The sequence below is a fragment of the Thiomicrorhabdus sp. genome, from assembly GCF_963662555.1.
GTDB lineage: Bacteria > Pseudomonadota > Gammaproteobacteria > Thiomicrospirales > Thiomicrospiraceae > Thiomicrorhabdus.
On sequence record NZ_OY759719.1, the window covers coordinates 386,276 to 407,931 of the forward strand.

A 21,656-nucleotide genomic window follows, 5' to 3' on the forward strand; every position below is an offset into this window, starting at 1 on the left:
TGTTTAAAGATAAAAATAGTTAAATTACAAACTTACCAGGCCTGGTAAATTGAATTGAATAAAATTAAAAATATATCCGACTAAGATAAACGATACCGCTAATACTGTTACAAATATCGCTAATGCTGGCCATTGAATAACTTTTCTTAGAATCAGGATCTCAGGTAAAGATAAAGCAGCAATACTCATCATTAACGCTAAGCTCGTTCCTAAAGGCACTCCTTTTCCAAGCATCGCCTCAACAATAGGAATTACACCTGTTGCGTTTGAATATAGGGGAATCCCCAATAAAACTGCAGCGGGAACGCTCCACCAATTAGACGCATCTGATAAAGTTTCTGATACCCAAGCCTCAGGAACATATCCGTGAAACAAAGCTCCAACCGCTATACCAATTACCACCCAATACCATATACGTTTAACAATAACTTTTACTTCATTCCAAGCAAAACTATGTCTTGATTCAAGTGTATTGTGGGTAGACTCAGTAACACCTTGTTGCTTCATTTTAATATCCCAAACATAGGACTCTACCCAACGTTCCGGTTTAAATCTTTCAATTATTAGCGAACCTATGTACGCAACAGTGATACCTGCAATGACATACATTAGAGCCATTTCCCAACCTAATAAAGATATAAGCAAGACAACAGCAACTTCATTAATCATCGGACTAGCGATCAAAAAAGCAAAGGTAATACCTAAAGGAATACGTGCCTCAACAAACCCAATAAATAACGGTACTGAAGAACAAGAACAAAAAGGCGTAACTGAACCTAAAGTTATTGCAAGGCTACGCCCTATCCATTTAGGTTTACCAGCCACAACATCTCTGATTTTTTCAGTTGATACAAAGGCTCTTAAAAGTCCCATTAAATATATAATTGCAACCAGCAAAAAGAATATCTTGGTACTGTCCATAATAAAAAACTGTACCGCAGAACCTATTTGAGTATCTGGAGATAGCCCTAGCAATTCAAAGGAAAACCAATCCCCTAAAATTGTAAATATTTCAAACATTACAGTCTCCTACATACCGTTTTCAAACTGTAAATAGGTACGGTTAAGAATTGTTTTATGCCAAGTATCATAATGTTCTAAATGTTTAAATTCAGGCCAGTCTTTATTATCTTCTACTGCTTGCCCCACTCCTAACATCTCATCCGCTGCAGCAGACATAACACTCACTAATTTGTCTAAATAATTGCCTGTATCCTTTCTCGCTTTATCCCAATCACAAACCTGACCATGCCCTGGAACAATTACTTTAGCTGGTAAAGCTTCTGCAGCATGAAAAGCCTTTTGCCAACTTGCTACGTTAGAAAAAGGAAGGACTCCCAACATACGATCTACATAAATAAGATCGCCAGAAAATAATGTTTTTTGTTCAGGCAACCAGACTACGGCATCACCTGGAAAGTGTGCATCTCCGAAATGTATCAATTCAAACTTAACATCACCAATTGTAAATTTAGCCTTATCACCTGGAAATGGTTTTAATGATGTAACAGGTTTAGTGGATGCAAAAATATCTGTTACTTTTGTCATTTTTTCAACCTGGCCAGCTCCCATTGATAATTGAGTTTTTACTGTTTGTTCTAAGGCATATATCTTGGCACCTTTATCAGAAAAGTATCCATTACCTAACCAACGATGATCCTGACTTCCTGTATTAATTACTGCAATGATGGGTAAATCTGTTACTTTCTTTACTGCTTTCTCAAGGGCCTTAGCTGAAGGAATTCCAGCACCAGAATCTATCAATACAGCTCCCTGTTTAGTCAAAACAAGGCCAATATTATTATTTAATCCTAAATTTTCAGGAGTACGATTTGTTAATGGACCAATATACGCATAGGTCTTATCTGCTACCTTTTTAAAGTCGAACTCCATAGCAAATACTGGTTTAGATAGAACTAGTAGACTAAGAATAAAGACACTAGTGATTGTTTTTAAAAGATTCATAAATTAACTCCAAAATTATATATCCGTATAAGCGGATATATACATATTGTTAGTCTTTTTATGGTAAATTACAAGCTAAATAATCAATTTAATAAAACTTTAATAGAAGTGAATGTGATGAATCTAGAAAACCTAAGCCAAATATTTAAAGCTTTATCCGACCCAATTCGATTACGAATTCTTTACCAATTAATGCAAAAAGAGTCTTTCTGTGTATGTGAAATTGTTGAGATATTAGAAATTAGCCAAAGTACCGTTTCTAGACACTTAGCGTATATGAAAAACTCTGGTTTAGTCAAATCTTGGCGAGAAGGTGTTTGGATGCATTATTCACTGGTAAAAGAGAACATTGAAATTATAGAAATGGCTAACTTGAAATTACAACTAGAACAATGTGATGCCATAATAAATGACATAAAAAAAATTGAGCAAGGCAATCTTATCTGTTCAACAAAATAAGTTTCACGTGAAACTAAAAATGTAATTTAAAGTGATCTTTTAAAAAAACATGTTTTAAAAAATAAAAAACTCAAAATAGATTAAAAATCCTTAAATATAAGCTCATATAGCAATTATTTTAGAAAACCTAACTCTTTGTATTAGTAATATTAAAAAAACCGCAAGAATGCACAAATTTGAAAGCCAATTTTTGGGTGAAAATTCAAAATTTTAAAATTTGGGTTAATCAACTTTTTCAAATCCAGGGTTAGGAATTTTATTCTCTATTGGTGCTTCTGTTAATTCCAACCTTGCTATTCGTTTTGCCAAAGTATGTAATTGCTTAAAACCATCTATCAATTGCATTTCAAATCTGAAAATAGTTAACCTCTCTTCAGTTGGTTGAAACCGTTTAATTTGATGTTTAAGGGCATCTTGAATAAGAAGATCTATCGTTGGTTTAATTGCAATGACAGAAAGAGCAGGTTCTTTGTCATGCTGACAAATGCTTAATAGTGCTCTATCTATCGATTTACCCACTTCATTTGATAATTGTCCAACCAATTGGTTCATTGTTTCACTAGGTTTACTATTGTTTTGAATCATACTATGTAAAACGTTAAAAATATTTGATTCTATTGTTTCTAGCATAGCTTCAAGCACGTTTACAACATTTAACAACTTTAAATACTCATTTTGTTCACTTGGTGTAAATTCTACTTGGCCTATTCTTCCCAGATATCGCAATATTTTTCGCTGGTAGCTTCTAAAACGCTGAATATTTAAATCTTCTCTAGTCAACTTATCTAAATTCGGACATTCAATCAAAGACACTACTCGCTTATAAAACAAAGAATGTTTTTGTTGGTAAACTTCAACCTCTTGACGAACAGCCTGCATGGCCATAGAAGGTGTACTGATAAAGGTTTCATCTAAAAATTCAGTTTTAAACTCAGTAGAATATTTTTCTTCATCCAAAACGGGGATTATTTTATTAACTACCCAAATAAAAACAGGTATTAACGGTAAAAATATCAACAATGAAATAAAATTAAACACCGTATTAGCGTTAGCAATTTGTCGTGGTGTATATTCTGCTAAGAACGCCATGCTCATAGCGTTTTGTTTAATATCTATAACCTCTGGACCAGATAAGTACGTGGCAAAATGAGCCAATTCTGGGATAAAAGGCAAAAATATTATCACCCCCGTGAGATTAAAAAGCAGGTGAATATAACCCGTTCTTTTGGCCTCTCTCGATTTACCTATAGTGGCTAACAGTGCGGTTACAGTAGTACCCATATTAGCACCCATTGCCAAAGCTATGCCTGCTGGTAAGGTTAAAAAGCCATTACTTGCCATAACTATAATAATACCAATGGTGGCAGAAGATGACTGTACTAAGGCAGTAAAGATAAACCCCACTAAAATACCGTAAAGAGGGTTTTGCATTTCAATCATCAGGTCTAAAAAAGGTTGATAATCTTTAAGCGGCGCCATGCCTTCACTCATGACATTCATCCCAAAAAAGATAAGCCCTAGACCCATAATTAGACGGCCAATGGCAATTTTTCTATTTAGCTTAGAGAAAAATTGAATGGCAAAACCAACTGCAATCATCAATAGAGCAAAATTAGTTACCTTAAAAGCAATAACTTGAGCTGTCATCGTAGTACCTAAATTGGCACCCATAATAACTCCTGCTGCCTGTCCAACTGTCATTAATCCAGCTGAAACGAAACCAACAGTAAGAACACTAGTAACTGATGAAGATTGAATAACAGCAGTGACTCCAGCACCAGTAATGGCTCCCATTACCCTATTAGTAGTGAGTTTAGCTAGGAGGTTTTTCATTTGCTCACCGGCTACCACAAGTAAGCTTTGAATTAATTGTTCCATTCCATATAAAAACAGTGCTAAACCACCTAACAGACCCATTAACATCACAAACCAATCAATTTTAGTGCTGTCTTGATCTGCAAATATCAAAGTTGAAAATAAAGCAAAGCAGATGGGTATAACGAATTTTAGAAAATATAAAAAAGACTGTAAAAAGGTTTGGGAAGTCATGACATGAACCTTTTAGAATAAATTTTAATAACCATAGCATAGTGGCAAAAAAAAAGCCCCGCAATAGCGAGGCTTTAAATAATCAGTTAGTACTTAAACTGTGATTAGAAAATAAACGTTGTTTTGTCTTTATCTAACTTGTAAGTCCAAGGTAGACCAGCATTTTTCCAACCATTTACAACACGCTTACCTTTATTTTCACCAGATTTTGCTTTGTCACCTTCAAAACCTTCATAAGCGCTCCATACGTTGGTGTAACCATTTTTCTTCATTAAGTCTGCCGCACGAGCAGAACGGTCACCTGAACGACACATCAAAATGATTTCTGTATTTTTACCATGGTTAATACCGGTTTTCTTCATTAAGTCTTCTACCTGACCAACAAATCCAGAATTAAAATCTGATTTATAGGTTTTTTTCTTTTTATCCCAATCAGAATAGTCAAAGGTAATATAAGGAACATTACCATCAATATTGACCGCGTGCCCTACAAACTGTAGCTCAGCAGGGCTACGAATATCAACAAATAATACGTTTTTACCACCATTTTTCTTAATATCGTAAGACTGTTTAGGGGTTAAGTAGTGGTGTGCGATAGTCAATTTCTTTTTAGGAAGTTTTGCTTCGATTGAAGCAGAATCTGTTTTTACACCTTCAACAATTTCTGATGCAAATACTGAAGTGCTTAAAACACTTACTGTTAAGAAAAGTGCTGATAATACATGACGCTTCATACTTGGTTCTCCATTAGTAATAAAAATAACAAATCGGCGTAATTATATTAGCAAGTACTTAATTAAGCTTATTAAAAATTTCTATTTATCCAAAAATTATCTGTTAATACGGGTTCAATATTAAAAATAACTAAAATTTAGATTTTTAGTTTCACGTGAAACACGTGATAAAAGTATTTAAGGGCGAGGTAAGGTAATGTCTTCTTTTGAATAACAGTAATTATCACCACCTAATTTACCAATAGTATCTAGCAGATTAGCCTGGATTATATTGTCTTGTAATACCGAATCATCAACATGTATTGCTACAACATCTAATAACACCAAAACCCCGCCAACAGGTTTGTCAGAGATAGTTATAACCTCACGCAAAGTACATTCATAACGAACCGCTGCCGCTTTAATACTAGGTGGGCTCACTTTATAACTGGCTGTGGTTTCAATTCCTATTTCATCAATTTCACTTTGAGTAGAAGAAAAATTGGCACAACTAGCATTCATTAAATCGGCTTGCTCGGCAGGAACAATATGTACGACACACTCTTTGGTTTCAAGTAAATTTGCTAGAGTATCTTTGGTTAATAAGTCTCTTGAGGGTACATTGGTGAAGGTTAAAACGGGTGGATTACAACTGGCAACACTAAAAAAAGAATAAGGTGCTAGATTAGTTAAACCCTGGGCATTTTGAGTACTAATCCAAGCAATTGGACGAGGAATTATCCCTCCTGTTAATAGTTGATAAAGCTCTATAGGAGTTGAGTCTTGTGTTGCTACATACATAATATTTACTCTCAATTATTAGATAATGTAAATATTATGACATACAAATATAAAACTAATATTACCAGGCCTGGTAAAAATGAATATACCGTTTATTAGTAGTTTTATAGCTTTAAAAGCACAACAGAAGCTTATGGATTTAATTATTACAAAGTAGCGATTTATGCATCCTTATTCAATCCTTTCAATAGAGCCATTACCATTGCTGAAACGGTATCTTTTGCTTTAGCAACGCCTACTGAACGACTATTATCTATTTGTAAATACACATAAGCCATTGCTTGAGCATTTTTACCCTGTTCACCATTTGGACTTTCATCTAAAGTGTGTAGAGCATGTTCAGCATAATCCATAACATCAACAGAATGCCCTGTACGTTTATGCCAGGCATCACATAATGCACTCAAAGTTCCATTACCTGTACCTTTCCATACTTCACCGTTCACCTCTAAAGACAAGTGTTCCAAATCACCTTCTCTATGCAATTGATAATGATTAATTTGAATATCGTTATCATCTAATTGATACTGATTGGTAAAAGCAGTATATAGCTCTTTATGACTAACCACTCCGCCCTGCTTTTCAGCCAATTTTTGGGCAACAGGTGCAAAATCTAGCTGTACCCATTTTGGAAGGTTTAAACCATATTCTTGAGCCAAAACAAAGGCAGAACCTGCTTTACCTGATTGACTGTTTACTCTAATAATTGCCTCATAATCACGGCCAATATCTTTAGGATCAATCGGTAAATAAGCAACATTCCAAGGAGCATCGGGCTTTTGTTTTAATAAACATTTACGAATTGCATCTTGATGACTACCTGAATAGGCAGTATAAACAACATCACCAACCCAGGGATGACGTGGATGCGTATGAATTTTGGTTACTTCTTCAACCACAGAAATCCATTTATCTGGATGTGATAAATCTAATTCAGGGTCAATCCCTTCACTAAATAAGTTCATCGCTAAGGTAACAATATCCATATTACCAGTACGCTCGCCATTCCCTAATAAAGTGCCTTCAATACGGTCAGCTCCAGCTAATAGCGATAATTCTGCTGCTGCTACCGCACAACCACGATCATTGTGAGTATGTATTGAAATCAAAGCGGATTCGCGATTATTTAAATGGCTAATAAAATATTCAACCTGATCGGCAAAACGATTTGGAGAAGTACTTTCTACTGTGGCCGGTAAGTTTAAAATGCATTTGTTGTCCGGAGTTGGTTGCCAAACATCCATAACTGCTTGGCAAACTTCAACCGCATAATCGGTTTCAGTTTGCGAAAAACTCTCAGGAGAGTATTGAAAAATCCACTTAGAACCTGGGTGAGATTCATTGGCTTTTTGTGAATACTCTTTAACCCATTCAGCACCCTGCACTGCCATCGCTTTGATTTCATCTTTACTTTTTTCAAATACATTCTCACGCTGTACAACAGACGTAGTGTTGTACACATGAATCACCGCCTGCTTAACCCCTCTTAAGGCTTCATAAGTACGCTCAATCAAATGCTCACGAGCTTGTACCAAAACTTGAACAGTGACATCATCTGGAATCAAATCTTCTTCAATTAAACGACGAGTAAAATCAAATTCAAGCTGACTAGCAGACGGAAAACCAATTTCAATGGTTTTAAAACCGATTGCAATCAATTCATTCCAAAGTGCTATTTTTTGGTCTACGGTCATTGGATTTGCTAAGGCTTGGTTACCATCACGCAGATCAACACTGACCCATATTGGGGATTTTTCTAAAAATTTGTTTGGCCACTGACGGTTAGCTAAGATAGGTGTTGGAGTACGGCGATATTTATTTGGATTCATGTTTATTCTCTACGGCTTTGCAGACTAATTTGATTAACCATTATTGTATTACCAGGCCTGGTATATTTTATTGCTAACTATTCAACTATTTATTCATTATTTAATATAAAATTCTAATATATTATAAATAAGTAAAATTAAATTCTAATATTGGTGAAATCATGCAATTAGATAAATATGACAAAGCAATTTTAAATGCCTTACAAAACAATGGCCGCTTAAGTAATCAAGAGCTGGCAGATCAGATAGGGTTATCACCTTCAGCTTGTTTAAGACGGTTTAAGGCTTTAGAAGAGTCAGAAGTAATTATTGGCTATAGAACCTTATTAGATTCTAAAAAACTGGGCTTGGATTTAATGGCTCTGTTACATATCTCTATGGACAAACACACTAAAGAACGTTTTTCTCAGTTTGAAAAATCTGTGCAATCAATGCCCAATGTTTTAGAGTGTTTACTACTCACAGGGCAAACTGCCGACTATCAATTAAAAGTGCTTGTAAAAGATTTGGAAGCTTATCAAGATTTATTACTTAACCACATTACTCAAATTACCGGAGTTAGTGGCGTGCACACCAGTTTTGTATTAAGAAAAGTAGTTAATAAAACAGGCATTCCTATCTCATAACTCATATTCTCTCTTAGACTCTAGTCTTATTATTTTTAAATAAGACTAATCTAAATCTAACTCAGGAATTTTAGATTTAAGAGCTTCTAATACAACCTCATCAATAGCTGTGCCACATTCAGACTCCATAATCTGAATAGTCTTCTCTACTGGAACGGCATCTCTATAAGGCCTTTTAGCTGTAATTGCATCAAAGATATCTGCGGTAGTAATAATTCTGGTATCTAAAGTAATTTCCTCAGCACTTAAACCATATGGATATCCCTTTCCATCTAAACGCTCATGATGTGCACCTGAAATTTTTGCTAAGGTTGAAAAAGGCGATAAGTGAGATAATATCTTTTCAGTATAAAAAGCATGTTTTTCAACCATTTCACGCTCTTCATTGGTCAGCTTTCCTGGTTTATCTAAAATACTATTACTGACGCCCAGTTTTCCAATATCATGCAGCATTGCTCCACGTTTTAAATGTTTTCGATGGACTTCGGAAAATCCTAATTTTTCAGAAATTTTATCCGTATACAGTGCTACACGGCTACTATGGTTAAACGTATAAGAACTTTTAGAATCGACAATCATACCAAACGCTGCTGTAATATCATCTAAACGCTTATCTGACACAGTCATTACAAAAGAAGAGGGTTCTAGAAGCTGAACTTCCTGTTGCATATTGTCTTGAGCTAACTTATTCCAGAAATTAAAATTGCTTTCTAAACCTTGATAAATCTTTACTAACTCTGGGTTAAACCATGTTTCACTTCTAGAAGCCACCTCATTCAATGAAGAAACCTTGCCACCTAACTGGAAAAAAACATCTGCTACTTGTGCTAAAAGGGCTATTTGAGAAGTAAGTGGTATTTCATTACCCGCTAATCGGTATGGCTTACCATTACCATTCCAGTGTTCATCTAAATAACGAATTCCATTCGCTATCTCTTCAGTAAACCCTAAACGAATAGCTATATCTGCACCACGTTCACATCGAGTTTCTATCAGCTCGGTTGCCAACTCTTCTCCATGCACGGCTAAATTTAATAAACGTTTGGTTTTATCTAAAAACCCTTCACCAACACCAGTATGCTTTAAAACAAACTCTGAAATTTGTTTAAAGCTCTCATTATCAACAAACTTAAAATCTTGTTTTGCTTGTCGATCATCCCCTCCATACAATTCATATAAACGAGCGGCATTACTACTACAACCAGCATCTTTTAGCAGCAAAGTATAATAAAGGTTCCATTGATCTTGTTGACTAAGACCTAAAGTTTCACCTATGTGCATACCAATCCAACAACAACGGATACTATGTCCCGGAGGCTGACCTTCTGTTAAATCGAGAGCATAACTAAGGGCTCCTATTACTTCAGAAAGTAATAATGGCGCATCAAAATCTTGTTCTAATAACAGAGAGTTATTGAAAGTATTATTTGGAGATGACATAAAAACTACCGCTTAGTAAAAGAATAAAATAATTCTATTAAACCATAGTTTAAATACTCTCAGTCATACACAAACTATATCGTTTGAAATAAAGTTTTGTTTTTATGTTTTTTGCTAAAAATACAGAATGATAAAAGGGATAAGAACTGAGTAAATAATGCTTTAGCTAGAAAAGTATAAATAACTAATTAACTTTCGGCAGTAGTTGCTTTTTTTAATTTCTTGGCAAAACCAACACCTTCTTTGGTTTTTGCCTTCAAGTTCAGATTTGTAACAATCTCATGATAATCTAAACCTGCTTTTTTCATCTCTACAAAACAAACTACAATCACTGCAATTGGATTAGGGACCTCGCCCTTCTTTTTGTATGATTGAATATTTTTTTCACTCACCTTAATTAATTTACTAAACTTAGGTAAGGTAATTTCAGCATCTAATAAATGCTTTTTAAATTCAATAAATGTCATTTGCAAATCCAGTTTAGAAAGATCAAAGCTTAATTATATAGAATAATAGAACATAAAAAATAACCAATATTTATATAAAATGACCTTGCTAAGCAATCCTTAATGGCAAAAAATTCTTAAAATTCCCATTAATTTTGATACAAATTTCGTCAAATCCAGATGTTAAATTCAACTTATCTATCATTCGAACAAACTTTAGCTCATTTTTCACCATTACAAGATCACTAGAAATGTATTAAAAAAATTGTTACAATTACCATAATTTATTACTATTAGTAAGTAATAGATGATATTTTTAATAAAATTAAGGTTTTAAAAATGGCTAAAGCACTAAAGAAAAAAATTGTTAAAAAAGCAACATCAAAAGCGACAATGAAAGCAGTAGCAAAAAAAGACATTAAAAAGAAAAATGTAAAAAGTGTTATTAAATCTGCAACTAAAAAAGTCATGAAAAAAGGACTTACTAGTAAGAAAAAACTAAAAGTTGCTGCTAAAAAAGCTGTCAAAAAAGCGGCATAATATTTAAATTGCCTGCATGATGCCCCTTTTGACTAAAGGGGCAATTTATCTAAAGCTAATCTTTAAACCTCTCACAAAACCTATTTTGACCTCCTTCCTACTTAATTTATCGTATATAAACAGTTAAATTTGTTTATAAATTTTTATTTTTTGTCGTTATGGTATAAATCTAGCTAAGTTTTTATTGATATAGAATTTTGTAAATTTATAATGAACAAATTAAATTAAGAAGTTGGTTAAAATTATGGCAATCGATAAAAATATAAATATTCTAGTAGTGGATGACTTTTCTACTATGATCAGAATAGTAACCAATTTATTAAAAGAACTTGGCTTTACTAATATTGACGATGCAAATGACGGTTCGAAAGCTTGGCCAATGATTCAATCTGGTAAATACGACTTTATTGTTAGTGACTGGAACATGCCTGAAATGACAGGGATTGAATTATTAAAGAAAGTGCGTGCAGATGAAAACTTTAAAGACATGCCTTTTATGCTGATTACTGCTGAACAAAAACGTAGCCAAATTCTAGAAGCCGCACAAGCGGGTGTTGATGGGTATATTGTTAAACCTTTCACTGCTGCAATACTAAAAGAAAAAATTGATAAGATCGCTGAGCGTAAAAGCCTTGAAAAACGTGGCGTTAAAATTGCACCACCTCCACAAGCTAGTCAAAACTATGCTGCTCAACAAAAAGCAAAACTTCAGCAGATGCTGGCAGCTTTACCTCCTGAAAAACGCAAAGCCTATTTAGAAAAGCTTAAACGTGATCAATATTCTGGCTAATATTAAGTTTTAAATTTTGAACTTCAAAGATATATAAAAAACCCCCATATAACTTTTAACGTTATATGGGGTTTTTTAATGGAATAGCTATTTATAATTCGATTGCTTTATGCAGCTTCTCTTTTTAACTAAATGAGTTTGATTCGGATCTATCAAAATACCTTTTAAGGCCGAACGCCCTATTAATAAAGGTTTAGAAAAATGGCTTCTATTCACTAAATTAACTTCTATTTTTCTTTTTTCTCCTGCAATACATACATTCAATAAAATAACAGGCCTGCTCTGAAAACCTTCTTTTTTAGTTTTTATCTTCGTTTCTTTATAAAATGGAGTTTCAATTACATAATTTTGGTATGTGGTAAATTTAATCCACGCTTGATTGTTTTTTGTATATTGAATAATGTTGGTAGCATGAATAGAAGAATGATCTGCACCACTATCAATTTTTGCAGGCAAAGTAATTTGTTTATTGTTAGTTAATATTGTTATATCTTCAAGCCAACCAACAACTGTTTGTGCATGAGATAAAGGTGCATAACTTAATAAGATTACATTTAGTAATAAAGTAGCGAATAATTTCATGTTACACCTTTCAAATATCAAAGTGGTTATTGGGTTAATCAGTTTAGCCATTATTATTTTTATAGTAAAAACATTTTGGTTACCTATCTCACAACCCTCATTGCATACACAAAGCCAATTAACTATGCATTATGAGTTTAAAGGTAATATACAGCCCAAAACTGAAATTCACCTAGCATTACCCTACTCAACAAAAAACAATAGAGTCATTTCTCAATCCATGACTTATAACGGCTGGCGTATTATAAAGCGTAACTATAAAGAAGGTTATGACCGCGGTATTACCCTTATTTCAATTGATAAAAAACCAGGCCCAATAACCTTTGACTATTTTTTCTCTCATACAAAATCTAATGATTTAACTACATTTGATCTTAAACCCGACGATCGAAAACGATATACACAACTAGATGATTCTGAAAAACAAAGTTTTATTAAATTTCAAACATTTTTAGATAAAAACTCACCAAATATTAACCAAATAACGCCTTTTCCAATCAATACATTTATAGAAAATTATTATAAATATTGGGGTAAAACACCTAGTTATGATTCTTTAATTAATAAGCCATGTAATGTTTGGATACAGAAACAAAAAAATATAGTTAATGCCTTACGATCAATTCAAATACCCACAAGAAATGTTTGCGGTATAAGTGTTGATCGCCTAGGTAATAATTTTAAAAGAAGTTGGCTTGAATTTTATAATGGACAAAATTGGCAAACGTTAGATATTTGGTCTGATAAAACCCAAAAACTTTTCCCATTAACAAAAAACCTTTTGGAATATTCAAAACTGACTCAAGGTAAAAATATTAAAGAAACAACCGAATTTAATGAGGTACAAATTGAGCCGAGTAAGCAATTTAATATAGAAAAACTCTACAATTTAGAACTTTTACCTTTAGATATGCAGGACTTTCTAAAATTACTGCTTACACTGCCCTTTGCTATTTTAATTACTGCCTATTTAAAAACATTATTTAAAATCGAAACTTACGGTAATTTAACCCCTGCATTGCTTGGAATGGCTTTAGCATTTAATGATTTACTACTCAGTTTAACTATTATGGTTTTGGTTTTTTTGCCTACAATTTATATACGTAAATTAGTCAGCAATAAAAATAAAATAGTTGAACATACCATTACTTTAACGTTTTTAACGTTAGTACTTATTTTAATTATTACTTTCTCAGATATGATGGATTTGTTAACTAATCCTACTGATGCCCTGTTACCCGTTGTGGTTTTAGCTTTATTGATTGATAAGTACTTTGTTAACTATAAAAAACAGGGAAACTATCATTCAAATCTAAAGATGTTTAATACCTTAATGCTTTCATTATTGGTGGTAATCATATTGCAGTTTTCAATTATTGGCGATCAACTGCTTAAACACCCAGAACTACATTTTATTACTATAGCTCTAGCTATATTATTATGTCGCCCATATGAAGAAAAACCACTGACTGAAAGTGAAGAAAAAATTGAACCAAACAAAGAAAATGAATCACCTAAAAATTAGGTTGGTTATTATCTTAATATCACTAAATTTATTCTGTTAGTTAAACTTAATTTCATAAAATTTCAGTTTAATTTAGGCATAAAAAAAGCGGTTAAGAGTTAATTCTTAACCGCTTTTTACATTTTTAAAAATCTAAGTTATTTAAAAAAGCTGGCTATTAATCATGGTATGTACCCAAATACTGGCTACATAACCTAAAGCAATTGCTGGTGTCCATTTTAAATGACTAAAGAAGGTGTATTGACCTTTTGATTGTCCCATTAAGGCCACACCAGCAGCCGAACCAATTGAAAGTAATGAACCCCCTACCCCAGCAGTTAACGTTACTAGCAACCACTGTCCATCGCTCATATCAGGATTCATAGTAAGTACTGCAAACATGACTGGTATATTATCAACAATAGCAGAAAGTAACCCTACTGCAATATTGGCATTAGTTGCACCCCATTGGGTGTACATCACTTCGGAAGCTAAAGATAAATAGCCTAAGGTTCCTAATCCACCTACTGCTAAAATAACACCAAAGAAGAACAATAAAGTATCCCACTCAGCTCGAGCAATTTTGTTGAATATATCAAACGTAATAGGCTTAGCTTCGCCGTGGGTTTCACCTTCACCTGTATTGCCATATTCATAAGAGATTTCACCCGTTTTCTTTAAGTAATAGGCAAAGAATTGTAAATACGCTAATCCCATCATCATTCCTAAAACAGGAGGCATATGTAGGAAGTTGTGCATTGATACTGCCGTTGCAATGGTTGTAAAAAATAAGAAAACAATACGCTTAGCACCACGACGCATTTTAATGGTTTCATTTAATGGTTCAGGTGCCCCTTTTGGTAAGAAAAAGGTCATTAAAATAGCTGGCACGGTAAAGTTAACTAAAGCAGGTATAAATAAGTCAAAAAACTCATTAAAATGCAATAAACCTTTTTGCCAAACCATTAATGTTGTAATGTCACCAAACGGACTAAATGCACCACCCGCATTAGCTGCAACCACTACGTTAATAAAACCTAAAGTAACAAATGCTGGCGAATTTGCTCCTACCGCTAATATTACCGCACCCATTAATAAAGCAGTAGTTAAGTTATCTGCAACAGGTGAAATAAAGAAAGCTAATAAACCGGTAATCCAAAATAGTTGTTTATAACTAAACCCCTTAGAAACTAACCAACCACGTAAAGAACCAAACACTTGACGCTCTTCCATTGCGTTGATGTAAGTCATGGCAGCTAATAAGAATAAAAACAATTCTGCAAATTCTAAAATATTATGTCTTACCGCCTCTTCAGCTACGTTTGGCATATCATTTTGTAACATCACATAGGCAATAATTGACCAAATTAAACCTGCCGCTAAAATGACGGGTTTAGATTTTCTTAAATGAGAAAACTCTTCAGTCATAACTAAAATATAAGCTAATACAAAAATACCTAAGCTTAAAAAACCTGCCCAAGTACCAGTTAAATCTAATAGATTTGCACTTTCACTCGAAAATGCCAAACCTGGCATTAATAAACCTAAACTTAAGCTAAAAACAGCTAAAACAGTTTTCATTATTTTCCCTTTAATTTCCACATAATCCCTGTATTATAATGGTTTACACACACTAAATATAAAAGAATACTGCATTATGAAACCTTTAAAAAAATATAAAATATTAGCTCCATGGGAAACCATGTTTAACAAAGTAGCGACTCCGTTTGAACGTTTCTTACATCAACAAACTACAACAGGTTTAGTTTTGATGATGATGACTGTGGTTGCGTTAATATTAGCTAACTCACCTTTAGCAGAAACCTATGCACACATTTTTCATACTAAACTAGCTATCTCTATAGGCAGTTTTAGTATTGATCACACACTACACCATTGGATTAACGATGGTTTGATGGCTTTATTCTTCTTTGTAATTGGTTTAGAAATTAAACGTGAAGTATTGAGTGGTGAATTATCTGTTCCTAAAAATGCGGCTTTATCTATTATTGCTGCAGTAGGCGGTGTTATTGTTCCAGCCTTAATCTATTTTTACATCAATAAAGGTTTACCAAGTGAAAATGGTTGGGGTATTCCAATGGCCACTGATATTGCTTTTGCTATTAGTGCTTTAGTTTTACTAGGTAAACGTGTTCCTGTGGCTTTAGTTACTTTTTTAGTAGCTTTAGCCATTGTTGATGACTTAATTGCTGTTACTGTTATTGCCCTTTTCTATACTGACCAAATTCATATGTTCTCGCTATTAATGGCTTTTGCATTTTTTGGGGTATTAATTGTATTTAACCGTTTTGGTATTCATCACCCATTACCTTACTTTTTAGTAGGTGGTTTAATGTGGATCTTTATGTTGGAGTCAGGTGTCCATGCCACAATTGCTGGTGTACTTACCGCTTTAGCTATTCCTCATAAACCAAAATTTAATCCGAAGTTTTTTGACCAGCATATGAATAAATTGACTGAAGAATTTCGTCAATATCCAATAGGCGAAAATCATGAATTGCACGATAAACAAAAAGCAGCTCTTCACCACATGGAAGACACTGTTCATGCCGTTCAAGCTCCTTTAAATCGTTTAGAACATGATTTTCACTTACCAGTAAGTTTAATTGTTATTCCACTTTTTGCCTTAGCAAATGCAGGTATTGCTTTAAACTTTAGCCAAATGGGCAGTTTACTTTTTGAACCAGTTACCCTTGGTGTAATGAGTGGTTTGGTTTTAGGTAAAGTGATTGGTATTTTTGGCTTTGCTTTTCTTGCTATAAAATTGGGTTTAGCAAACCTACCTAAGAATTCTTCTATAAGCCAAATATTTGGGGTCTCATTTTTAGGGGGTATTGGTTTTACTATGTCTATTTTTATTGCAGAATTAGCTTGGTATAACACAACAGGTGGTGCAGAAATGTTACTACAAGCTAAAACCGGTATTTTATTTGCCTCTGCTTTTGCAGGTTTATTTGGATTTATTTGGTTACGTTATATTGCCAAACCTATCCACCTAGAAAAAGAGTAATAAAGATTGATTTAAAATGAGAGTTTGAAGATCTCTAGATAATAAAAAACCCCGTTAATTATTCAATATTAACGGGGTTTTTTTATGTCTAAAGCCTAATAATTCTAATTAACCATTTATACCTTTAATTAAAATCAAAATCATCTAAATCAGGTTGTGGTGGATTTCCATCATAAATTAGATTAGTACGATACTGTAAATAACTTTCTCGGCTAAAAACGTAAGGATCTGGTTGGTTTTTAATATCCTCTAACAGTTTAACAATACTGGTATAACTCACAAACTCATCACCAAAATAAATTAAGACTCTCTCATCATTTTCTATATCGATTATATATTTATAAACTGGGTCATAACCGCTATCAATTATATTTCCAGTTAAACTTCTTGTTGTGTAAGGGCCAAATAGTGGTAGAACCAAATAATTACTCTCATTCCAAACTCCCCATTTATATAAAGTTTGTCCTAAATCTTCATTTTTAGGGGGTAGTCCTGCTGGTTCAGCTATATCGAGTAATCCTAATAATCCAAATGTTGAATTTAGGGTAAAACGCATTATTTCTGACAAACCATCTTCAACCTTACCTTGTAAAAAGCAATTTATGGCCGATAAAGGGGTGCTGAGGTTATTAAAAACATTACTAACACCTGTTCTTACCGGCTGGGGTACTACACCGTTATAGGCATTAGCAACTGGTCTACCAACGGTATCGTTAAATCCCATATTAAAATCAAACATAACCCGGTTAAATGATTCATAAGGATCTTCCGAACTCATCGGTGGCATTTGTTTAGCAGGTTTTGGTTTTGCTTCATCGATATCTGCAAAGCAGTTTAAGCTAAACAAAGACCCACTTAAAACAACAGATAGTAGTAGTATTTTTTTCATATTGTTATTTTCTAAGGTTAATTACTTGAGATCTTTACATGAGTCATAGACAAAAGAAAAATGTGAGAAAATTTATACTGCTTGAGGCCTGAAACACAGTTAATAGCTAGCTATTGATAAGTTTTAGGACAAAAAGCAGTGAAATCTTAGCCTTTTTTACTTGTTTGTGATCTTTTGCAAAGGCCTCTAATTTTTTGTCAGTGTACAAGGTATTTGAATTTCTTCAATGGCTTGTTTAAATAATTCTAATATTTGTAATCTAGAAAACGTCTTACGCCATGCAAGGGCAACCGTTCTTTTTGGAACGGGGTCAGCTAAAGGTTTTATGGTAAAAAGCTCTTCATCACGTTCTGAGAGTGATGTGCATGGAAAGATAGAGATACCAGCACCAGAAGAAACCATATAACGAATAGTTTCTAATGAACTACCCTCAAATGTTTTTTGTATTCGATTACTTTGATAATTTAAATGCATTAAGTTTGGAAAAGATTCTATCACTTGATCTCTAAAACAGTGGCCAGAGCCTAATAATAAAAACGTTTCATTTTCTATAGATTGCAACTTTACTGGTTTGTTATTTTTAGCTAAATGATGTTCATTAGGAATAATCGCTTTAAAATCTTCATCATAAAGCGGATAGGTTTCAATATTAGGTTCATCAAAAGGTAGTGAAAGTATCACAATATCTAATTCACCGGATTGCAACTTATCTGCTAAAACATGTGTGTAATTTTCTTCAATAATAATAGGTACATTAGGTGCAAATTTATGAAAACTAGGTATCAATTTAGGTAGTAAATACGGTGCAATGGTATAGATAGCACCAATCCTTAATTCACTAGTTAAGTCACCTTGAGCTTCTTTAGATATTTGCTTAATGTCTTTACTGCGTTCTAAGATTTCTTCTGCAATGGTAATAATTTTTTTACCTACAGAGGTCACCAAAACATCTTGTTTACGTCTTTCAAATAAAATAACACCAAGTTCTTCTTCTAGTTTTTTAATAGCCACACTTAATGTTGGTTGACTAACAAAGCATGTTTCAGATGCTTTTCTAAAATGCTTTTCTTTAGCAACAGCAACAATGTATTTAAGTTCGTTTAATGTCATTTATTTGTCTTTTATTTTGAATTTATTTGGATAAGTGGTGTGTTTAGTAAAGTATATATTTTTTATATATATAACTTCTTATAGTTCTTATTAGTAACAAGAAATGTGTAGATAAGTGTTAATTTAAGTATTTTATCAAATAGTTAGCTTGTGATTAAGGTGTGTGTAGAGTTTCTGATAAAGTATGTGTGTAAGTGTGCGTGAAATGTGGATAAAATTTAACTTTGTCTTTTATGTCATAGTTATCCACAAAAATACATAAGTTATCCCAAGGGCTTAATCTTAAAATACTGGGTTCAACAAAACAAAAAATAATAGGAATATAAACCTCATGAAATCAACTAATATCAGTACTGAATCTTTATTTGATTTATTTCAATCTAGAAGAACATGTTATCAGTTTTTAGATAAGGATGATGTTCCAGTTGATGACACTAAAATAAACATTTGTTTACAAAGTGCAATTTGGGCTCCAAATCATAAATTGACTCAACCTTGGCGGTTTTGGGTAATAGGCGAAAAAGCTAAAGTTAAATTTGCGGATATTTATGCAGACAATAGAGCGCAAAAAAAATCCTTACTTGAAGCGTGTTGTTATGACAAATTTTACAAGAGTGCTTATGATAAATTTATGGCAATTCCTAAAGTCATTTTAGTAGGTCAACAACGTAGTAAATGCAAAATTACCCAAAAAGAAGATTACGCTGCTTGTGCTTGTGCAATTCAAAATTTTCAACTAATGGCTTGGCAACAAAGTTTAGGGGTGCAATGGAGTACTGGACCGATTATTTCAGACAGTAGAACCTATAAAGAACTGCCAATTGAATTTGCTGAAATTGAACTAATTGGTGCCTTATATATAGGTAATATTGATGATCAATGTATGGGAAATGTGGCACCTAAAAGAAAAACACTGGAAGAAGTAACGGTTTATTTAGATTAACTGTCACTATTTAAATTTTTTGGTTTTACCAGGCCTGGTAAAGTGGCTTAAATCACTAAATTAAGGTTTAAACTTGTTTTTTTAAGCATTATCTTCTAATTTACTCGCTCTTTTTAAATAAAACTGACCCAAATATATGTCTTTATCTGCACGACAAGTTCTTAAAACAGTTTATGGTTATGATGAATTTCGTAACCAACAAGCTGAGATCATTGAAGATGTTATTTCTGGTCAAGATTGTTTTGTTTTAATGCCAACAGGGGGTGGTAAATCCCTTTGTTATCAAATTCCTGCTCTGATTCGCTCAGGCACTGCCATTGTGGTTTCGCCTTTAATTGCCTTAATGCAAGATCAAGTCTCTGCATTGCAAGGCTATGGTGTATCTGCCGCTTACTATAATTCTAGTTTAGATGCTCAATCTGCAGAAGAAGTGTTAAGTCAGTTACATTCTGGCCAATTAGATTTGTTGTATGTTTCTCCAGAACGGTTATTGAATCAGCAATTTATTCAGCGTTTACAAAGTCTTCCTATCGCTTTATTTGCGATTGATGAGGCTCACTGTATTTCTCAATGGGGTCATGATTTTAGACCTGAATACAGTCAAATGGGTTCATTAAGAGAAAAATTTAACCAAGTTCCTTTTATAGCTCTTACTGCTACGGCTGACAGAACGACTCGACAAGACATCATTGATAAGCTGCATTTTCATGAACCTAAAGTTCATATCAGTAGTTTTGATAGACCAAATATTCGTTACAAAGTGTTAGAAAAATATAACCCTATGAAACAGTTATTGGGGTTTTTAGAGGGTCATCAAAATCAAAGCGGTATTGTCTATGCTTTAAGCCGTAAACGAGTTGAAGAGGTCGCTGAGAAACTTAAAGATGAAGGTATTAATGCCAAAGCTTATCACGCTGGATTACCTGCTCAAATTAGACACTCAGTTCATCAACAATTTATTAGAGATGAAGTGGATATAGTGGTGGCAACGGTAGCTTTTGGAATGGGTATTGATAAACCTAATGTGCGATTTGTAGTGCATTACGATTTACCTAAAAACATTGAAGGCTATTACCAAGAAACAGGCCGTGCAGGGCGAGATGGTTTACCTTCTGAAGCATTATTACTTTTTGGTATGCAAGATGTCGCCACCGCCAAACATTTTGTTGAAAATGTTGCAGATGAAAATCAACGCCGTTTAGAGAATTTTAAACTTTCAAGTATGGTTGATTTTGCTGAAGCTCAGACTTGCAGACGAAATGTATTACTCAACTATTTTGCTGAGCCAAGTCATAAGCCTTGTGGTAATTGCGATATTTGTTTGGATCCACCGACTCTATTTGATGGTAAAGAAGTAGCACAAAAAGCATTATCTTGCGTTTATAGAATGAATCAGGGTTTTGGGGCTAAACAGGTTATTGATGTTTTACGTGGAATGGATAATGAACGTATTCGCAATTTAAATCACAATCAGTTGAGCACTTATGGAATTGGTAAAGAATATTCTGCTCACGAATGGTCAAGCATACTGCGTCAATTAATTCATTTAGGGTATTTGTACCAAGATATACAAAATTATTCGGTATTAAAGCTTACAGAGCTTTCTGGTGATGTATTAAAAGGTAAGGTAGAGGTTCAATTAGCCTTTCCTAAAAAACAAACAACAAAAGTAACCAGGCCTGGTAAAAAATCTTCTAAAGAAACGTTGTTAGATAAAGACAGGGAATGTTTTGAAGAATTAAGAACATTGCGTAAAGAGATTGCAGAGAGTGAAGATATTCCCGCTTACCAAGTTTTTGGCGATGCTACTTTAGTTGAAATGGCTCAAAAGCGACCACAAACCGATGCTGAATTATTAGCTATAAGTGGTGTAGGAGAGACTAAACTTTCACGCTATGGCTTTGAATTTTTGGCCGCTTTAAGATAAATTTAAGATATT

Annotated in this window: 19 protein-coding genes and 1 pseudogene; 8 read left to right on the top strand and 12 right to left on the bottom strand. The window is 33.6% G+C overall.

The window, feature by feature from the left end; translation table 11 throughout:
* Positions 1-24: 24 nt before the first annotated feature.
* Both ACORJQ_RS01500 and ACORJQ_RS01505 read right to left on the bottom strand, forming a co-directional pair.
* Positions 25-1,020: a permease gene (locus ACORJQ_RS01500; protein ID WP_321325378.1), complete on the bottom strand. Its 996-nt coding sequence runs from the start codon at positions 1,018-1,020 to the stop codon at positions 25-27.
* A gap of 9 nt (positions 1,021-1,029) precedes the next feature.
* A complete protein-coding gene (locus ACORJQ_RS01505) occupies positions 1,030-1,965 on the bottom strand; it encodes an MBL fold metallo-hydrolase (protein ID WP_321325380.1) in 936 nt (311 codons plus the stop codon).
* Between the two features lie 117 nt (positions 1,966-2,082).
* Here ACORJQ_RS01505 and ACORJQ_RS01510 point away from each other — a divergent pair, with 117 nt between their 5' ends.
* A complete protein-coding gene (locus tag ACORJQ_RS01510) occupies positions 2,083-2,424 on the top strand; it encodes an ArsR/SmtB family transcription factor (RefSeq protein ID WP_321325382.1) in 342 nt (113 codons plus the stop codon).
* Between the two features lie 222 nt (positions 2,425-2,646).
* Here ACORJQ_RS01510 and ACORJQ_RS01515 read toward each other — a convergent pair whose 3' ends face one another.
* The 4 genes from ACORJQ_RS01515 to ACORJQ_RS01530 form a co-directional block, all read right to left on the bottom strand.
* Entirely contained in the window at positions 2,647-4,473 is a 1,827-nt protein-coding gene (locus tag ACORJQ_RS01515; RefSeq protein WP_321325384.1) for a Na/Pi cotransporter family protein, read from the bottom strand.
* A gap of 104 nt (positions 4,474-4,577) precedes the next feature.
* Entirely contained in the window at positions 4,578-5,207 is a 630-nt protein-coding gene (locus tag ACORJQ_RS01520; RefSeq protein WP_321325386.1) for a rhodanese-like domain-containing protein, read from the bottom strand.
* 177 nt (positions 5,208-5,384) lie between these two features.
* Positions 5,385-5,987: a flavin reductase family protein gene (locus ACORJQ_RS01525; protein WP_321325388.1), complete on the bottom strand. Its 603-nt coding sequence runs from the start codon at positions 5,985-5,987 to the stop codon at positions 5,385-5,387.
* Between the two features lie 161 nt (positions 5,988-6,148).
* Positions 6,149-7,816: a 2-isopropylmalate synthase gene (locus ACORJQ_RS01530; RefSeq protein WP_321325390.1), complete on the bottom strand. Its 1,668-nt coding sequence runs from the start codon at positions 7,814-7,816 to the stop codon at positions 6,149-6,151.
* A 161-nt stretch (positions 7,817-7,977) separates the two neighbouring features.
* Between ACORJQ_RS01530 and ACORJQ_RS01535 the strand changes: the two genes are divergently transcribed.
* Complete coding sequence (locus ACORJQ_RS01535) at positions 7,978-8,442, top strand: Lrp/AsnC family transcriptional regulator (protein WP_420719567.1); 465 nt, start codon at positions 7,978-7,980, stop codon at positions 8,440-8,442.
* Positions 8,443-8,487: 45 nt separating this feature from the next.
* Here the strand turns inward: ACORJQ_RS01535 and ACORJQ_RS01540 are convergent, their stop codons facing one another.
* Positions 8,488-9,882: an HD-GYP domain-containing protein gene (locus ACORJQ_RS01540; protein WP_321325392.1), complete on the bottom strand. Its 1,395-nt coding sequence runs from the start codon at positions 9,880-9,882 to the stop codon at positions 8,488-8,490.
* 188 nt (positions 9,883-10,070) lie between these two features.
* Positions 10,071-10,349: a hypothetical protein gene (locus tag ACORJQ_RS01545; protein WP_321325394.1), complete on the bottom strand. Its 279-nt coding sequence runs from the start codon at positions 10,347-10,349 to the stop codon at positions 10,071-10,073.
* 318 nt (positions 10,350-10,667) lie between these two features.
* Between ACORJQ_RS01545 and ACORJQ_RS01550 the strand changes: the two genes are divergently transcribed.
* On the top strand, positions 10,668-10,868 hold the full coding sequence (locus ACORJQ_RS01550; protein WP_321325395.1) for a hypothetical protein: 201 nt from the start codon (positions 10,668-10,670) through the stop codon (positions 10,866-10,868).
* Between the two features lie 250 nt (positions 10,869-11,118).
* Positions 11,119-11,493 (top strand): annotated as a pseudogene (locus ACORJQ_RS01555) (chemotaxis response regulator CheY); the annotation flags it as partial.
* A 252-nt stretch (positions 11,494-11,745) separates the two neighbouring features.
* On the opposite strand, the gene ACORJQ_RS01560 reads toward ACORJQ_RS01555, so the two are convergent.
* Complete coding sequence (locus ACORJQ_RS01560) at positions 11,746-12,240, bottom strand: ATP-dependent zinc protease family protein (protein WP_321325397.1); 495 nt, start codon at positions 12,238-12,240, stop codon at positions 11,746-11,748.
* Between ACORJQ_RS01560 and ACORJQ_RS01565 the strand changes: the two genes are divergently transcribed.
* Entirely contained in the window at positions 12,239-13,765 is a 1,527-nt protein-coding gene (locus tag ACORJQ_RS01565) for a 7TM domain-containing protein (protein ID WP_321325399.1), read from the top strand. The two genes, ACORJQ_RS01560 and ACORJQ_RS01565, sit on opposite strands and share 2 nt — an antisense overlap.
* A gap of 141 nt (positions 13,766-13,906) precedes the next feature.
* Here ACORJQ_RS01565 and nhaD read toward each other — a convergent pair whose 3' ends face one another.
* Entirely contained in the window at positions 13,907-15,325 is a 1,419-nt protein-coding gene (nhaD, locus tag ACORJQ_RS01570) for a sodium:proton antiporter NhaD (RefSeq protein WP_321325401.1), read from the bottom strand.
* 76 nt (positions 15,326-15,401) lie between these two features.
* Between nhaD and nhaA the strand changes: the two genes are divergently transcribed.
* Entirely contained in the window at positions 15,402-16,775 is a 1,374-nt protein-coding gene (gene nhaA / locus ACORJQ_RS01575) for a Na+/H+ antiporter NhaA (protein ID WP_321325403.1), read from the top strand.
* Between the two features lie 124 nt (positions 16,776-16,899).
* Here nhaA and ACORJQ_RS01580 read toward each other — a convergent pair whose 3' ends face one another.
* Both ACORJQ_RS01580 and ACORJQ_RS01585 read right to left on the bottom strand, forming a co-directional pair.
* Positions 16,900-17,664, bottom strand: coding sequence for an MlaA family lipoprotein (locus tag ACORJQ_RS01580; protein WP_321325404.1), 765 nt, complete (start codon positions 17,662-17,664; stop codon positions 16,900-16,902).
* A gap of 186 nt (positions 17,665-17,850) precedes the next feature.
* A complete protein-coding gene (locus ACORJQ_RS01585; RefSeq protein WP_321325406.1) occupies positions 17,851-18,774 on the bottom strand; it encodes a hydrogen peroxide-inducible genes activator in 924 nt (307 codons plus the stop codon).
* 331 nt (positions 18,775-19,105) lie between these two features.
* Between ACORJQ_RS01585 and ACORJQ_RS01590 the strand changes: the two genes are divergently transcribed.
* Together ACORJQ_RS01590 and recQ are read left to right on the top strand one after the other, a co-directional pair.
* Positions 19,106-19,717, top strand: a complete 612-nt coding sequence (locus ACORJQ_RS01590) for a nitroreductase family protein (RefSeq protein WP_321325408.1) — start codon at positions 19,106-19,108, stop codon at positions 19,715-19,717.
* Positions 19,718-19,853: 136 nt separating this feature from the next.
* Positions 19,854-21,644 (top strand): DNA helicase RecQ, encoded by a 1,791-nt coding sequence (recQ, locus tag ACORJQ_RS01595; RefSeq protein WP_321325410.1) that lies wholly within the window; start codon positions 19,854-19,856, stop codon positions 21,642-21,644.
* Positions 21,645-21,656 lie beyond the last annotated feature (12 nt).